General features: G+C 48.6%; 17 protein-coding genes. 14 read left to right on the top strand and 3 right to left on the bottom strand.

The genetic code is table 11. From position 1 onward, the window contains the following. Nucleotide 1 precedes the first annotated feature (1 nt). The 3 genes from BLR65_RS17195 to BLR65_RS17185 are packed head-to-tail and all read left to right on the top strand — an operon-like array spanning nt 2 to nt 2,132. Entirely contained in the window at nt 2–814 is an 813-nt protein-coding gene (locus BLR65_RS17195) for a transporter substrate-binding domain-containing protein (RefSeq protein WP_093795418.1), read from the top strand. Beyond that, nucleotides 814–1,485 (top strand): amino acid ABC transporter permease, encoded by a 672-nt coding sequence (locus BLR65_RS17190; protein ID WP_093795417.1) that lies wholly within the window; start codon nt 814–816, stop codon nt 1,483–1,485. The genes BLR65_RS17195 and BLR65_RS17190 overlap by 1 nt, the downstream gene beginning before the upstream one ends. After that, complete coding sequence (locus BLR65_RS17185; protein ID WP_093795416.1) at nt 1,482–2,132, top strand: amino acid ABC transporter permease; 651 nt, start codon at nt 1,482–1,484, stop codon at nt 2,130–2,132. Before BLR65_RS17190 ends, BLR65_RS17185 begins: the two co-directional genes overlap by 4 nt. 7 nt (nt 2,133–2,139) lie before the next feature. Here the strand turns inward: BLR65_RS17185 and BLR65_RS17180 are convergent, their stop codons facing one another. Continuing rightward, entirely contained in the window at nt 2,140–2,859 is a 720-nt protein-coding gene (locus BLR65_RS17180) for an alpha/beta hydrolase (RefSeq protein ID WP_093795415.1), read from the bottom strand. A gap of 576 nt (nt 2,860–3,435) precedes the next feature. Here BLR65_RS17180 and BLR65_RS17175 point away from each other — a divergent pair. Then, entirely contained in the window at nt 3,436–4,125 is a 690-nt protein-coding gene (locus BLR65_RS17175) for a TerC family protein (RefSeq protein ID WP_093795414.1), read from the top strand. A 140-nt stretch (nt 4,126–4,265) separates the two neighbouring features. Next, complete coding sequence (locus BLR65_RS17170; protein ID WP_093795413.1) at nt 4,266–6,257, top strand: penicillin-binding protein; 1,992 nt, start codon at nt 4,266–4,268, stop codon at nt 6,255–6,257. Nucleotides 6,258–6,345: 88 nt separating this feature from the next. Here the strand turns inward: BLR65_RS17170 and BLR65_RS17165 are convergent, their stop codons facing one another. After that, entirely contained in the window at nt 6,346–6,633 is a 288-nt protein-coding gene (locus tag BLR65_RS17165) for an alpha/beta-type small acid-soluble spore protein (RefSeq protein ID WP_093795412.1), read from the bottom strand. Between the two features lie 179 nt (nt 6,634–6,812). Between BLR65_RS17165 and hypA the strand changes: the two genes are divergently transcribed. From hypA to BLR65_RS17120, 9 genes are all read left to right on the top strand, one after another. Then, nucleotides 6,813–7,181, top strand: coding sequence for a hydrogenase maturation nickel metallochaperone HypA (gene hypA / locus BLR65_RS17160; RefSeq protein WP_245692863.1), 369 nt, complete (start codon nt 6,813–6,815; stop codon nt 7,179–7,181). Between the two features lie 3 nt (nt 7,182–7,184). Further along, on the top strand, nt 7,185–7,841 hold the full coding sequence (gene hypB, locus BLR65_RS17155; RefSeq protein WP_093795410.1) for a hydrogenase nickel incorporation protein HypB: 657 nt from the start codon (nt 7,185–7,187) through the stop codon (nt 7,839–7,841). A 19-nt stretch (nt 7,842–7,860) separates the two neighbouring features. After that, on the top strand, nt 7,861–8,061 hold the full coding sequence (locus tag BLR65_RS17150) for an aspartyl-phosphate phosphatase Spo0E family protein (RefSeq protein WP_245692861.1): 201 nt from the start codon (nt 7,861–7,863) through the stop codon (nt 8,059–8,061). A 95-nt stretch (nt 8,062–8,156) separates the two neighbouring features. Continuing rightward, nucleotides 8,157–9,518 carry an amino acid permease gene (locus BLR65_RS17145; protein ID WP_093795409.1) on the top strand — a complete coding sequence of 454 codons (1,362 nt, stop codon included), beginning with the start codon at nt 8,157–8,159 and terminating at the stop codon, nt 9,516–9,518. A gap of 53 nt (nt 9,519–9,571) precedes the next feature. Next, nucleotides 9,572–10,684: an alanine racemase gene (gene alr, locus BLR65_RS17140; RefSeq protein WP_093795408.1), complete on the top strand. Its 1,113-nt coding sequence runs from the start codon at nt 9,572–9,574 to the stop codon at nt 10,682–10,684. A 109-nt stretch (nt 10,685–10,793) separates the two neighbouring features. Beyond that, on the top strand, nt 10,794–12,176 hold the full coding sequence (locus BLR65_RS17135; RefSeq protein WP_093795407.1) for an alanine/glycine:cation symporter family protein: 1,383 nt from the start codon (nt 10,794–10,796) through the stop codon (nt 12,174–12,176). A gap of 323 nt (nt 12,177–12,499) precedes the next feature. Continuing rightward, nucleotides 12,500–13,615 carry an alanine dehydrogenase gene (gene ald, locus BLR65_RS17130; protein WP_093795406.1) on the top strand — a complete coding sequence of 372 codons (1,116 nt, stop codon included), beginning with the start codon at nt 12,500–12,502 and terminating at the stop codon, nt 13,613–13,615. 106 nt (nt 13,616–13,721) lie between these two features. Next, nucleotides 13,722–13,922, top strand: a complete 201-nt coding sequence (locus tag BLR65_RS17125; RefSeq protein WP_176772759.1) for a hypothetical protein — start codon at nt 13,722–13,724, stop codon at nt 13,920–13,922. A gap of 280 nt (nt 13,923–14,202) precedes the next feature. Continuing rightward, nucleotides 14,203–14,982 (top strand): CheR family methyltransferase, encoded by a 780-nt coding sequence (locus BLR65_RS17120; protein WP_093795404.1) that lies wholly within the window; start codon nt 14,203–14,205, stop codon nt 14,980–14,982. Here BLR65_RS17120 and BLR65_RS17115 read toward each other — a convergent pair. Beyond that, entirely contained in the window at nt 14,977–16,134 is a 1,158-nt protein-coding gene (locus BLR65_RS17115) for a D-alanyl-D-alanine carboxypeptidase family protein (RefSeq protein ID WP_093795403.1), read from the bottom strand. The genes BLR65_RS17120 and BLR65_RS17115 overlap by 6 nt on opposite strands. Nucleotides 16,135–16,193 lie beyond the last annotated feature (59 nt).

Below are 16,193 nucleotides of genomic sequence, written 5' to 3'. Positions count from 1 at the left end.
CATGAAAAAACTGATTAGTGTGCTGATGACTCTTTGTTTGGCGATGCTGCTATTGACCGGCTGCGGTACCTCGCCGGCAAAAACCGATGCCGCCAAAGATACGGTACCGCCGGACATTAAGGCTATTAAGGACCGGGGGGTTTTAAAGGTTGGGGTCAAAGTTGATGTTCCTAAGTTTGGCTTTAAAGACCCTGCCAGCGGTAAGGTTGACGGTTTTGAAATTGATCTGACAAGGGCGTTGGCCAAGAAAATTCTTGGTGACGAAACGAAAATAGATGTTCAGGGAGTTACGGCTAAAACCCGGGGACCGCTGTTGGACAACGGCGAAGTGGATTTGGTTATTGCCACGTTTACGATTACGGAAGAACGGAAAAACAGCTATAATTTCTCTGATCCATACTTTACCGACGGCGTGGGCCTGTTGGTTAAGAAAAATGCCGGCATTAGCAGTCTGAAAGATTTGGATGGCAAGAAAATTGGCGTGGCACAAAGCGCAACAAGCAAAAAAGCGCTGCAGGAAGCAGCCGATAAACTGGGAATTAAACTTTCTTTCCTGGAGTTTGGGACATATCCGGAAATAAAAACTGCGCTTGACGCCGGGCGGATCGATTGTTTTAGTGTGGATGCGGCTATTTTGTTCGGGTATCTGGATGATTCTACCGTTATTCTTGCCGATCGTTTCAGTCCGCAGCAGTATGGCGTTGCCTCCAAAAAGTCCAATACCGCGCTTGCCAAGCAGGTAAATGATACCATTAGTGAAATGAAGGCGAACGGCGAACTGGATAAGCTGATTCAGAAATGGGGGCTGAAATAGTGACTGGACCTTTTGCCGGTTTTAAATGGCTGGCATTGGCGCAGGATTGGCCGGTGTTTGCAGAAGGTTTCCTGACCACCATATTGCTGTCGCTGCTGGGACTGGCCGTGGCCCTGGCGCTGGGGGTCCTGTTCGGGGTTTTTGGTACTTCGCCTTGGCGGCCGCTGAGGATTGCCAATCGGATTTATGTTGAGTTTATTCAAAATACGCCATTGGTTATTCAGGTGTTTTTCTGGTATCATGGCTTGCCCCATTTGGGATTGGTAGTGCCGGTATTTGCCGTTGGGGTTATTGGCGTAGGCATGTATCATGGCGCGTATATTGCGGAAATTGTGCGGGCCGGTATCCAGGCGATTGCCAAGGGCCAGTTTGAGGCCGCTTTTTCACAGGGCTTCTCCTACTGGGGGACCATGCGGCATGTTATTTTGCCCCAGGCACAGCGGGTGGTATATCCGCCGCTGACCAATCAGGCGGTTAGCCTGATAAAAAATACATCCGTACTGGCTATGGTGGCAGGCGGCGACCTGATGTACCATGCCGACTCCTGGTCCAGCAACAGTCTCTATTATGGTCCGGCCTATGTTGTTACCGGGCTGCTTTACCTGGCATTGTGTTATCCGCTGGCTGCCTATGCCCGCCGGCTTGAAAAAAAGCTGGAGGTGGCGGCATGATACAGGAGCTTTTTCAACCGGATTTGCTCCTGTTTCTGGGAGCGGGCTTACTGACAACCTTATATATAGCAGCGGTTTCCATTATTCTGAGTCTGTTCGGCGGTACTGTCCTGGGAGTGGCCCGCTACTCAGGGCATGCTGTTTTTGGTACGGCAGCCTCGATTTATATTGAAATTGTGCGTAACACGCCACTCTTACTGTTTATCTTGGCAGCGCGGTTTATGACCACGCTTCAGCCGGTAAATGCCGGTATTGCCGCCATGACGGTATTTACGGCGGCCATTGTCGCAGAAATTGTCCGGGGCGGCTTAAATTCAGTCAATAAAGCGCAATGGGAAGCCGCCCGCTCACAGGGGTTCAGTTATCTACAGACGCTGGTGCATATTATTTTGCCGCAGGCTCTGCGCAACATGATCCCGCCGCTGATGTCCCAGTCCACAACGGTCATCAAGGACACATCTTTTGTTTGGGCGGTGGGAATTGAAGATCTGACAGGCAAAGGCATGATTATTATGGGCAAGTACGGAACGACAGCACAGGTTTTCACGCTGTTTGCCATGATTGCGGCAACCTATTTTGTAGTCAACTATGCCTTGTCGCTGGTGGCCCGTTATCAGCAAAGAAAATTAGCTGCCCGCAGTTATTAATGCCAGCTTAGAATTGGCCCAGCCAGGCGGCAATATCCTTGCCGGCCTGGCTGCTTTGTGCGGCCAGGTGGTGATCGCCACCCGGGTAAAGGATGAGTTTTTTCGGGCCGGCTGCCAGTTCGTACAGTGTACGGGCCTGCCCGCACGGTACAATGGCATCTGCTGTGCCGTGCAGGATCAGGAGGGGGCAGTGATCTAGCCGCCGGCTGTAGGTGAGAATAGGGTGATTGGAGAAATCCCGGATAAAATCGGGAGCAAGTACCAAGTCGCCGTATTCATCGGTCAGTCTTAAGGTATTACCTGCCGCCAATTGTTCATAATGGTTCCCCAGTGCTAACCGGAAGGTAGCGGCCAAATCCCAGGGTGTAGCCCAAAGGATGAGGCCGCTTATGTTTTTGTCGCCGGCGGCTACTGCCAGAGAGGTGGTGCCGCCCAGGCTGCGTCCCAGCAGAAATAGCCGTCCGCCAATTGTTTGGCGGGTATGCTCCACCACGGCGGTGAGTTCGCTGATCTGACAAGACAGGCTTTGCAGGGGTGTAAAATCATAGCGGAGGACATGAATGCCTGAAGCCGCAAGCGTCTCGGCGAGCCGGACCGCCCGTCCGCCGCCATCCTTGCTGCCCCGGAAGCCATGCGAAATAATGAGTGTTTTGTCCAAATAACGGGTGGACGGGTGAAAAACGGCAGACAGCCGGGCAGTGCCGGCAGCAATAGAAATACAATTCATGCTTTTACCTCAAATCATAGAATTATTTACGCACGAGGCTTTGATTTTTCTGGATATACTAATTATAAGCTTTAGGCCTGTATGAATACTACAAAAAATGAGAAACGCTCTGCGGGTAATTAAGGACACGGTGAAATAAGACGTTGTGCTTCGTAAGGGACTGTTGCTAATCACCGGAAGACAAACAGGGTAAATATCAAATGGATAAAAACTCAGATAATAGGAATAACTATTAATACTAAATACTAAATAAACTGTCGATTATGAATATTAATCAAGTACAAATGGGAAGAAAAGTTAGGCGAAGATCTCCTTATTATGGCTGGCTTTGTGGCAAATATTTCATGATTATTTTGTAAAACCAACCAGTTTATGGGTATCATGGTAAACTCGGAAGAGAAGAATCATGTATACAATATTTTGTAATCAAGGGACTTGCACATTTTTATAGTGGGAGGTAAAATAGATCTAAAGCAGCGCCTTTGATAGCTGATACTAAAACTAGATATCAATGGGGTACCTGACAATAAGCTCGGAGACCTGCTGCCAAGAAAAATATTTAAAGGAGTGCAAAAAATGGAGTTTTTGGTAGCGCTAGCTAGTATCATGATGGTGAACATCGTGCTTAGCGGCGACAATGCAGTGGTCATTGCCATGGCCAGCCGTTGTCTGCCCCCGAAGCAGCAAAAGATGGCCATCCTGTGGGGTAGCGCCGGGGCGATAGGGTTGCGGGTGCTGTTAACACTTGTAGCGGTTGTACTCTTGCAAATTCCCTATGTGCAGTTTGTCGGCGGCTTGCTCCTTATCTGGATTGCGGCTAAACTGCTTATGGAGGACAAAGGCGAAGACCACATTAAAGCCGGGACGTCACTCATGGCAGCAATCAAGACGATTATTGTTGCCGATTTAGTGATGAGCCTTGACAATACGCTTGCTATTGCCGCGGTGGCCAGAGGGGATTATTTGCTGTTAATCTCGGGGCTAGCGCTCAGTATCCCACTAATCGTTTTTGGCAGTCAGATTATTATCAAAATTATGGATAGATTCCCGGTAGTTGTCTATGCAGGTGCCGGTCTCATTGCCTGGACGGCAGGTGAGATGATTATGGATGATCAAAAAATCGGTCCTGTCATTCATGCCGTTGTACCTGAATGGTTCGTAGCGGCAGCTATTACCATTGGTGTGCTGACCGCAGGTTTGTGGTGGAAGAGAACACATAAAACAGCTGTCGGGTCTTGCGCCAAAGAGGGGAATCCGGCACAATAAAGAAAACTTATTGTGGACAAGAATACTGGTTGCGAACACCGCGTTTTCCCTGCGGTGTTTTCTTTTTTTTGCAGGGTATTGCTGTATTGTGCCGAATTATCTATAGATGAATTTTTTCTCCAAGGAAGGATTGACTATAGATGGCAATGCCAGTTAACATGCAAAAGCGCCTGGCTTGGTTTTTAACTGTTATTATGCTGGGATTATTTACATTAGCGGTAAGAGTCGCCTGGATTCAGTTCGGTGAGGGCAAGCGGCTAAGCGCCAAGGTGCAGGATCAGCTTCAGGAAAGCCGGGTTATGCAGTCTCCCCGGGGGACGATTTATGACCGGAACGGGAGGGAACTTGCGGTCAGCAGCCTGAACAAATCTCTCTACGCTGACCCGCAGGAAGTAAAAGATGCCGATGAATTAGCCGGACTTTTGGCCCCGGTTCTGGCGATGCCTGCGGCTGACCTTAAGGAAAGGCTAACAGCCGAAGCACGGTTTGTCTGGCTTAAGCGAACGCTGGAGCCGGAAGCTGCCAAGGCGGTTTCCGCGCTGATCAAGGAGCATCAGCTAACAGGCTTGGGGTTCATTGAGGAAAGTAAACGGTATTATCCCAATGACAGTCTGGCGGCGCAGGTTTTAGGCTTTGTCGGCACAGATGACGTCGGGCTGGAGGGTATTGAAAATTCGCTTGACAAGGTGATTAAAGGCAGCAAGCGAAAACAAGTTATTGATACAGACAGCTATGGCACCCCCATATTTCAATCCGTATTTTCTTTTTTACCTGAGAAGAAGGGGCGCTCAGTTTGCCTGACAATTGACAGCAATATTCAATATATTGTCGAACGGGCACTGGATGCCGCCATGGCGAAGACGGGTGCCCGCGCGGGGACAGTGGTTATTATTCAGCCCAAGACGGGTGAGATTCTGGCTATGGCCAGCCGCCCCACCTACAATCCGAATCAATTTGAGAACTACGGTGCGGAAGCATTAAAAAACCGAGCTATTTCTATTATCTATGAACCCGGCTCGACTTTTAAATCCGTTATTGCGGCGGCGGCTCTGGAAGAAGGCAAGGTACGCCCGGACGAGCGGTTTATTGATAAGGGATATGTTGAAGTTTCCGGGAGGAAAATAAAAAACTGGAGTGACGAAAGCTATGGTTCCATAACGTTTACGGATATTATTAAGAATTCCATTAATACCGGCTTTGTTCAGGTTGGCCTGCGGGTTGGAGCGGCGAAATTGACAAATTATGCGCGCGCTTTCGGTTTTGGCAAAGCAACAGGCATTGAACTGCCGGGAGAAGAGGAAGGACTGCTGTTTGATCCTAAAGATATGCGCGACAGTGATACGGCTACCATGTCAATTGGACAGAGTATTGCAGTTACACCGCTGCAACTGACTACGGCCATTGCGGCTATTGCCAATGACGGTGTACTCCTAAAACCGCGAATTTTGAAGGAATATCGCAATGAAGATGGTACGGTGGAAGAAACCTTTGAACCTGTTATTGTCAGACAGGTTATTAGTCCGGAAACGGCCCGTACGTTAAAAGGCCTGCTGGAAAAAGTCGTGAGCGAAGGCGGCGGCAAACTAGCCGCTGTTAAGGGCTATCGTTTTGCCGGAAAAACAGGTACGGCCGAGAAATTGAATCCTAATGGCGTAGGTTATTTGGCCGGGCATTATATTGCCTCATTTGCGGGATTTGGGCCTGTTGATGACCCGCAGGTAGCGGCAGTGGTTATGCTGGATGATCCTTTGACGGGTATGTATTACGGCGGGACGATTGCCGCTCCGGTATTTAGTGATATTATGTCGCAGGTTATGCGGGTAATGGGGATTCGCCCGGAGGATGGCAGCCGTTTGTTACCGCCCGCAAAGCCGGAAGCGGCAACTACCAATCAGGCGGCCTTGCCGGCCGGCCAAGGGACAATTCCGGCAGTACCCGCCGGACAAGTGCTGATTCCGCCACTAACCGGCAAGACTATGCGGGAAGCGGGCGATATGTTGCATGGGCTTGGACTCACCTTTGTGCCTGTAGGCACGGGCATAGCCGTAAAGCAAAGTCCTGCGCCTTATACCACCGCCAAACCAGGTACGGAGATTATCGTTTATTTTGAATCGGTGAATACAATACCCTAAGGTGGAACAACCTATAGCGGGAAAACATGTCAGCTCCATGAAATTGCTAAAAACAAAAGGCGGCTTAGCCGCCTTTTGTTTCTCGGGATTATTTGCTGTTAATATCAAATTGGGAGGTCATGGTACCGGAAGTGGCTGTTGAGCCGGTAGTGGTTGTTGAACTGGTGGCGGTTTGGCCACCCATAGCTGATTCATACTGTTCAATCATGCGGCGGACCATATGACCGCCTACCCGGCCGCAATCGGCTGAAGTCATAGTAGACCAGCCTTGATTGCGTACGCGTTCACTGATACCAAGTTCATTTGCTACTTCCATTTTCATGCGGTCAAGTGCGTTTTCTGCGCCCGGGTTAACCGGTTTGTTGCTTCTAGCCATATAATTAAGCACCTCCTGAAATTTTTCTAATCCTAGTATCTGCGACGAGAATCTGTGTTATTCCTATTATATTATGTCAATTAAGTAAAAACGTTCCAATGACTGTCAGTGTGGTTAAGGAAAATGACGATTTTCACATGGAAGGAATTTACAGAGTGGCAGAGAATTTATTTATATAGATGTATAAACTTTTTAAGGAGTATATTATGCATGAGCTCGCTATTGCGCAGGGGATACTGGACATTGCATTACGTACAGCCTCCTGCCATAAGGCAACAAAGGTGACCAAGATTAAAGTTTTGATAGGGGAGCTTGCCGGAATTGTGCCGGAAGCACTGGAATTTGGTTTTGATGCGCTGAGGGCCGGATCAATGGCTGCAGAGGCGTGCTTGTCTATCCGGATGGTGCCGTTAACAGGCCGCTGCCGGGAGTGTGGTGCCCAAAGCTGCATTGACAAATATTGCTTTACCTGTGCAAGCTGCGGGTCTTATGCACTGGAAATTCTAACCGGGCGTGAGCTTAAAGTTGAAAGTGTGGAGGTAGAGTAGCACTTGGAAATTACCGTTATGAGCAATATTCTTGAAAAAAATGATGAAACAGCCGCTGAGTTGAATGCGATGTTAACCAGCCGCGGAATTTTTACACTTAATTTGTTAGGTTCTCCGGGTTGCGGGAAAACTTCCCTTGTTGAACAAACAGTGGGCTTGCTGAGAAATGAACTGGCAATTGCGATTATCGAAGGTGATTTATATACTTCTAAAGATGCGGACCGCATTGCTGCGCAGGGAGCACCTGTTGTTCAAATCAATACCCAGGGAGGCTGCCATCTCGACGCGGCTATGGTTAAAGAGGCGGTTGCGCAATTAGATTTAGATAAGATTGATCTCTTAATTATTGAAAATGTTGGCAATCTGGTTTGTCCGGCCGAGTTTGCCGTGGGGGAGCATGCCAAGGTAGTAGTACTAAGTGTTACCGAGGGAGAAGACAAGCCGTTAAAATATCCTCTCGTTTTCCGCCAATCTGCGGCTGTGGTCCTCAATAAAATTGATTTGCTGCCCTATACAAATTTTGCTATTGATAGTGCGGTGAGGGATATTGCCCGGTTGAATTCGCAAGCGGCCTTGATTCAGGTGTCATGCAGAACAGGCGAAGGTCTAAGCGGCTGGATCGAATGGCTCAAGAGGCAGGCGGCTTTACTTAAAGGTTAAGGAAAATTACATTGGGAGGGTGGATATTTTGACTCTGGCGGAAAGAGAACAGGAAATTGAGACTGTTCGTGTTCTGTTGCACCGCCTGGTGGAGCAGAAGGTCGGTGATTTTGCCGACACTGAGGTAGCTGAACTTAGCCGTCACCTTGACCAGCTTATTGTGGAATACGAAATGGCCAGTGTCCGCCAGCTACAGAAAGATAAGTTGGTGTCCGCCTAACACAAAGACAAGGTCTAATCCGCTCCGGTTGCTCGTATACATGAGTAAGGAGGCGTTATCTCCTGAAAAAGTAACCGTGGCGGAGGGAATGGGTATTGCATAGACGGGAAAATCCGCAGGAACTTAGACGAGGTCTCAAGGAGAGGCATATTCAACTGATTGCCCTTGGCGGTTCAATTGGAGTCGGTCTGTTTTTAGGATCGTCTACCGCCATGCAGGCTGCCGGTCCATCCTTGCTGGTGTCGTATCTGATTGCGGGAATTTTAGTTTTTTGTTTGTTAAGAGCACTGGGAGAAGTAGCCGTCGCTCAGCCGGTAGCCGGTTCTTTCAGCGCCTATGCGCACACTTTTTTGGGTCCGCTGGCCGGGTATTTGACAGGTTGGACCTATTGGTTCATGTGGATTGTTACCGGTATGGCCGAGATTACTGCAATCGGTGTATATGTTCACTATTGGCTGCCGACGTTGCCGCAGTGGATTCCGGCGTTGCTGGCCGTGGTTTTTATAACCGGCGCCAACCTTGTCAGGGTAGAAGTTTATGGTGAATTTGAGTTTTGGTTTGCTATTATAAAGGTGGTTGCCATTATTGCGTTAATTATTGTTGGTTTGGCGATGATTCTGTTTGGCGTCGGTAATAACGGCATTCCGGTTGGAATCGCTCATTTATGGCAACATGGCGGTTTTTTCCCTTATGGGGCGGCGGGACCAATTATGGCGCTCTCCATGGTGCTGTTTTCTTATGTCGGTATTGAGGTAATCGGCATTACCGCCGGGGAAGCCCAGGACCCGCGAAAAACACTGCCGGCGGCGATCGATAAAGTGTTTTGGCGAATTGCGCTATTTTATATTGGTGCACTGTATGTAATTATGTCAATCTACCCCTGGACCGAACTGGGGAGTATGGGAAGTCCGTTTGTATCTGTATTTGAAAAGATAGGGATTGGCAATGCCGCTGGGATAATGAACTTTGTTGTACTGTCAGCCGCGTTGTCTGCCTGTAACAGCGGGGTATTCAGTACGGGACGCATGCTGTATACCTTGGCGGTTCAGGGTGAGGCGCCTGCGTTTTTGCGAACGCTAAACGGCAGCCAAATTCCGGTATATGGGGTGCTGGTATCCGCCGTCTGCCTACTCGTCGGGGTAGCGCTAAACTACTTTATCCCGGCCAAAGTATTTATTTATGTAACAAGTATCGGCACGTTTGCCTGTTTGTGGGTATGGGCCATTATTTTCATTGTGCAGCTTAGGTTTCGGCAGCGCCTGTCGAAGGGGGCGGCTGCCCAATTAGGCTATCCAATGCCGTTATATCCTTTTTCCGGCATTCTGTGTTTGGCAATGCTCGTGCTGGTAGCTGTCGTGATGAGTTATAATGCCGATACGGCTCCGGCCCTGATAATCGGTCCGCTTTGGCTGCTGGGGCTGGCGCTTGTCTATTGGGGGCGGGTGAATCTACGGTAGGCTGCGCTAGATAGCGATAAATTTTGCGTAACTTTTGGAATGGGGGATTGGTTATGTTTGGACGTCCTGTTTGGGCAGAAGTGGATTTAGCGGCAATTAAACATAATGTTAAAGAGATAAAAAAATGCATAGAGCCGGGTGTAAAATTTTGTGCCGTCGTTAAGGCCGACGCGTACGGGCATGGCGCGGTAGCTGTGGCCAGAGCCGTACTGTCAGCCGGGGCCGACCGCCTGGCTGTAGCTATTTTGGATGAGGCCATTGCTTTAAGGCAAGCAGGTTTTTTGGTTCCCATTCAGATACTTGGCTATACGCCGCCTTACCAGGCCAGAACGGTAGCGGCGTATGATATTGCGCAGACGGTGTATTCGCTGGATGCCGTACGCGCTTTGTCCGCAGCCGGGCTTGACACCGGCAAGAAAGTAAAACTCCATATAAAAATTGATACGGGTATGGGGAGGATTGGCATTTTGCCGGCAGAGGCCGGAGAATTTGCCGCTGCGGTATCCGACTTGCCGGGAGTTGAAATTGAAGGGGTATTTTCACATTTTGCCACCGCGGATGCTGCTGACAAAACTTACGCGCACGAGCAGTATGCCAGATTTGAGGAAGCGCTTGCCCGGATCCAGTCCAAGGGAATCCATATCCCTATCAGGCATATAGCGAACAGTGCCGCGACGCTGGAGATGCCGGAAACGCATTTGGACATGGTCCGGCCCGGCATTATATTGTATGGATTATGGCCTTCGGCCGAGGTGCAGCGCTGTATTGAGCTGAGGCCGGCCATGCGCCTTAAGGCTCAGGTTGCCCATGTAAAAACGGTGACAGCAGGTACAAGTATCAGTTACGGACGGACATATCGAGCTCCGCGCGAGCGTAAAATCGCGACATTGCCTATTGGCTATGCTGACGGCTGGAGCAGGCTGTTATCCGGCAGAACCAATGTGCTGATTCACGACCAGCGGGCCCCGTTGGTCGGAAGAATTTGCATGGATCAGTGTATGGCGGATGTTAGTGACATAGCTACGGTGGAAGCGGGTGATACCGCTACTTTGTTTGGGGTGCCGGAACTATCAACCGATGAGGTTGCCGGTATTTTGGGCACAATCAATTATGAATTGGTGTGTATGGTGGGAAAACGCGTGCCGCGTACGTACCTTAACGCCTAACAGATAGATTTGTTGCAGGCTATGAATAAATTCGTTGTGGAGTGAGGATAGCCGGAAAGGAGGGGTAGCGCGGGTTAACCGGAAGAACAATGTAAAGGAGGGTGTTTTTATGCAAGGGTTTCATGATCTGGTTAATTGGGCCAATGGTTATCTTTGGGGGGCTCCTATGCTGGTTTTATTATTTGGGACACATGTATTCCTTACTTTACGGCTTAAATTTATTCAAAAGTATGTGTGCAAAGCCATCAAGTTATCTGTTAGCAAAGACCGGTCAGGTGATGGAGATGTAAGCCAGTTTGGAGCCTTAACGACAGCGCTTGCCGCTACGATTGGTACTGGTAATATTGTAGGGGTGGCGACTGCTGTTGGTCTTGGCGGTCCTGGGGCAGTTTTGTGGTGCTGGCTGACAGGTGTTTTCGGCATGGCCACAAAATATTCGGAAGCGTTATTGTCTGTCCGCTATCGTGTCAAAACATCGGATGGCACCATGCTGGGCGGCCCGATGTATGCTTTGGAAAATGGCCTGAATATGAAGTGGCTGGCCGTTTTATTCTGCATATTTACATCGGTTGCTGCTTTTGGTATTGGCAATATGGTGCAAGCTAATTCAATTTCTGTTATGCTGCAAGAAACTATGGGGATAAATCCCTATTTCTCAGGCGGTATTCTGGCTGTGCTGACAGCTGTGGTTATTCTGGGTGGTGTTAAATCAATTGCCAGTGTCTGTGAGAAGCTGGTTCCGTTTATGGCAGTTTTTTATGTACTTGGTTGTGCAATTATTCTTGTGATGAATGCTTCCTATCTGCCAGCAACTATTTCGCTTATCATTCAATCGGCATTTACTCCCCAGGCCGCCGGCAGCGGTTTTATCGGAGCCAGTGTGATGATGGCCATGCGCTATGGTATTGCCCGCGGTTTGTTTTCCAATGAATCTGGATTAGGATCTGCGCCTATTGTGGCGGCAGCGGCCCAAACCAAAAACCCGGTACGCCAGGCGCTGGTATCCATGACCGGCACTTTTTGGGATACAGTCGTAGTTTGTGCTATGACAGGTTTGGTACTTGTGAGTAGTGTTATTGAAGATCCGGCGGGTCTCAACCAGCTTTCAGGCGCAGCTTTAACCAAGGGGGCTTTTGCCCAGATACCGGTAATCGGACCAATTGTGCTTAGTGTAGGCTTGTTAACCTTTGTATTTTCCACTATTCTTGGCTGGTCCTATTACGGGGAACGGGCGGTAGAATATCTATTTGGCAAAAAGTCGATCAGACCTTATCGCATCGTTTGGGTAATTGCCGTTTTTCTAGGGTCGGTTACTTCGCTAACCCTGGTATGGGATCTTGCTGATGCGATGAATGCCATGATGGCTATTCCCAACCTGGTCTCGCTGATTGCGCTAAGCGGGGTAATTGTTGCAGATACCAAACGTTATCTGTGGGAAGAAGGCGGACTTGAACGGGAAGCCACTGAACAGTATGTAAAGGAAAGAAAATAGATTTTTGGGTCAGCCGGTTACCAGAGACTTCCTTTACGGGGGAGTCTCTTTTTGTATACAATAAAGTTGGAAACTAAAGTTTCCGACTGGCAAAGAAGAGTACCACCCCAATGGAAACATTAGTTTCCATTGGGGTGGGCTAGTTTTAAAAGCAGCCAGCTTGTAATGATAAAAAAAACTACCAAGTGTAGTGAATAGAGGAATTAAGGGGTATCAAATATTTTTAAGATAGTTTAGATAAATTTGGCATAATAAATGCAATATAATAAATAAAAAAACTATGCTGGCATTTGCCGGTAGTTTTATTAAAGGAGGTTAGATGTATGATTATTGGTGTGGCAAAGGAAATTAAAAACAATGAGAATAGGGTGGCTCTTACACCTGCGGGCACGGAAATATTAAAAAGGGCTGGGCATACTGTACTTATTGAACAAGGTGCCGGGTTAGGCAGTGGTTTTTCTGATGAAAGTTATATAAAAGCCGGAGCGCAGACTATTGCCGATAAAAAAGCATTGTTTGACCAGGCGGATATGATTATAAAAGTCAAGGAACCACTCGCTCCGGAGTATGATTTGTTTCACGCAGGGCAAATTCTGTTCACTTATCTGCATTTAGCGCCTGAACCGGAATTAACCAAGGCTCTGCTTGCGAAAAAAGTCATTGGCATCGCCTATGAAACCATTGAGCGCAACCATACGCTGCCCCTGTTAACGCCCATGAGCGAAGTGGCGGGAAGAATGGCTGTACAGGTTGGCGCCCACTGCCTGGAAAAGCCGTTCGGCGGCAAGGGAATTTTATTAGGCGGTGTGCCAGGGGTTGAATCGGCGCAGGTTGTTATTGTCGGTGGTGGTACGGTTGGCACCAATGCAGCCAAGATGGCAGTCGGTATGGGGGCGCGGGTTGCCGTTCTTGATAAATCGGTTGAGCGTCTAGTCTATCTTGATGATATCTTCGGCGGCAAGGTAACAACAGTTATGTCCAACAGTTATAATATTGCCCATTGGGTCAAAAACGCCGATCTTTTAGTCGGGGCCGTCTTACTGCCTGGAGCTAAGGCACCCAAGCTGGTTACTGAGGAAATGGTTAAATCCATGGAACCCGGTTCAGTAATCGTAGATGTAGCCATCGACCAGGGAGGATCTGTGGAAACCATTGACCGGGTAACGACCCATAGTGATCCTACCTATGTAAAATACGGAGTAGTTCATTATTCTGTCGCCAATATGCCTGGTGCCGTTGCCCGCACGTCCACCATTGCCCTGACCAACGCGACCATTGACTATGCCCTGCAGATTGCCAATAAGGGCTGGCAGGGTGCCCTCAGGGCAGATTCGGGCTTGGCTAAGGGCCTTAATGTGTATGACGGCAAGATAACCTTTAAGGGTGTTGCGGAAGCACATAGATTGCCATGCACACCGGTGGAGGAGATTTTGGGTTAGTAGTTGCGGCCTGATGGCCTGATACAAAAGTTCCCGGTTCGAAAAGAACAGCTTGGTACAACAGGTATCGGAGCAAATAGGCGAAGTTTCTGTTGCTGTCCAAAAGATGAGCGGGGGCAGTCAGCAGATTGTATCATCGGTAACACAGCTTGACCAGTTAAGTAAACGCTCAGCCGAAGAAGCGCAGACTGTGTCTGCCGCTACGCAGGAGCAATCGGCAGCCATGGAAGAGATTGCGTCATCAAGTCAAAATCTGGCGCAAATGGCTGAAAAACTACAGGCGGCAGTTAGCCGGTTTCAAGTTTAAATCCTGCTGATTGTCTTTAAACCATGAATAAGGAATTTATAAAATGGGTGACGACAGTTTGTCACCCATTTTTCTATATTTTCCAACTATATGTAGTAAAAAAGATGCGGGCAAAAAGCAAAGAAGGAAAATATTATTGGATTTCCTATAAATTTAGCAGGTAAAGATACATAAAGGAAGCAGGGAATGGTGGAGGAAAAAGCAGCAGATGTGTCGAATTTCCCATCATACAAAATTACTTGCAATGTTATGCGTTAACAATAACAGTAGGGGGTTGCTCATGAGCGACAAAGAGTGGGAGCTGTTTAAGCAAAAGCTTCATACCAAATCGGGAATTAATCTAAATGACTATAAACCGGCGCAAATGCAGCGCCGTATTGGCAATATGATGAGCCGTCACGGGGCCAGCGGTTATCTTGACTTTTTCAGTAAGCTGGAGGCCAACCAAAAGTTATATAAGGATTTTATTGATTTTTTAACTATTAATGTGACTGAGTTTTTCCGGACACCGGAGAAATTTGATGAACTGGAGAAAAAGGTTATTCCCGATCTGTTAAAACAAAGTGCGAAACTGTCCATTTGGAGTGCAGGCTGTTCGATTGGCGCAGAACCGTATTCGCTGGCCATTATGCTGAACGAAATTACGCCTCATACCAGACACCGGATTCTGGCAACAGATCTGGATGTGGAGATGCTGGCCAAAGCCAGGCTTGGGGCTTATACCGCTAATGAATTAAAAAATATACCGGCTGCCCGGCTTAATAAATATTTTAAGCAGGCTGACGGCATGGCGACCATCAATGAGGATATTAGAACAAGAATTGAATTTAAGCGGCACAACCTGTTGGTGGATAAGTTTGAGGTTGGTTTTGATTTGATTCTATGCCGTAATGTCGTCATTTACTTTACGGAAGAAGCTAAAGACAGCCTTTATCGTCGCTTTTTCGCTTCGCTTAAACCGGGCGGGGTGTTGTTTGTCGGTGGTACCGAAGCCATCCTGAACTTCCGTGATATTGGATTTGCCCACTATCTGCCGTTCTTCTATCGGAAACCTTTATAGCAGTCCCCAACCGGACAGACGCTGCAGGGTAGTCAGCCAATGCTTAAGGAGGATCTTGCTTACGGTACTTTCCTCAACGGTATTGCCGGCAACAAGATCGACGGTTTTTACTGCTTTATCCTGCACATAGAATACGATTTCACCAATTTTTTGGCCCTGGTATACCGGGGCTTTTATTTTTTCGGGCAAGTCTACTTCTACGGTTACGGAAGCATAATCGGTTGCCGGAACCACTAAAGAACCATGATCGGCTACCAGGGCATCCACTATGTCCATCATACCGTTTTCCACTGGCAGAGCGGTAAACACAGTGCCGTTTTCAGCGTATTCGTAGAGGTCGTAGTTGTCAAAGCCGTATTTTAATAATTGCATCGAATCATACCAGCGGGCGTGGTCATGCAAAACAACGGCAATCAGCTTTTGATTGTCACGGGTAGCGCTTGAAACCAGGCAGGGACCGGCCATGCCGGTTGTACCGGTTTTTACGCCGTCGGCGTCTTCCAGCATCCAGAGCAGTTTATTGGTATTGCGGAGATTGCGGTCTTGGCTGTTGCCTTTGCGATCTAGCCATTCGATATTTGTTTCTTTGGTACTGACGATCTGGGCAAAGGTCAGATTTGTGAGGGCATAGCGGGTTATCGTGGCCAGATCAAAGGCAGTTGACAGATGGTTTGGGGCGCTGAGACCGTGCGGGTTGCGAAAATGGGTATGGCTGGCGCCGATACTAGCGGCTTTTTTATTCATGAGATCAACAAAGGTGTCAACCGAACCGGCAAGGTGCTCGGCAATAGCAACCGCAGCATCATTGCCTGACCGCAGCAGGAGGCCGGTTACCAGCTCACGCAGAGTGATGGTTTGACCTGGATATAGGTTCAGGGAAGAACCGGCGGTGGCCGCTGCCCGGGCGCTTACACGCGTGGTTTCGTCCAAGCGGCCGCTTTCAATAGCAATGATTGCGGTTATAATTTTGGTTGTACTGGCCGGTGCCAGTTTTTTGTTCATGTTTCGCTCATAAAGCACTTGACCGGTTTTGGCATCCATCAAAATGGCGCCTTGAGCGGATATGACCGGCGTGGCGGCGTAAGCCATACCGGTGGCCAGCCACCAGAAAACAAGCAAAAGGGTGGCAGAGCGGAGTAATATGCGGGCCATAGAATACCTCCTTTAAATTTGCCGGTTCATCAGCCGGCGGTTATTCGCCTTATTTGCTG

Origin of the sequence: Sporomusa acidovorans (genome assembly GCF_900101845.1) — a bacterium.
Lineage (GTDB): Bacteria > Bacillota > Negativicutes > Sporomusales > Sporomusaceae > Sporomusa > Sporomusa acidovorans.
The sequence above is the reverse complement of the archived record's forward strand: the minus strand, read 5'-3'. Positions and strand labels throughout refer to the sequence as shown.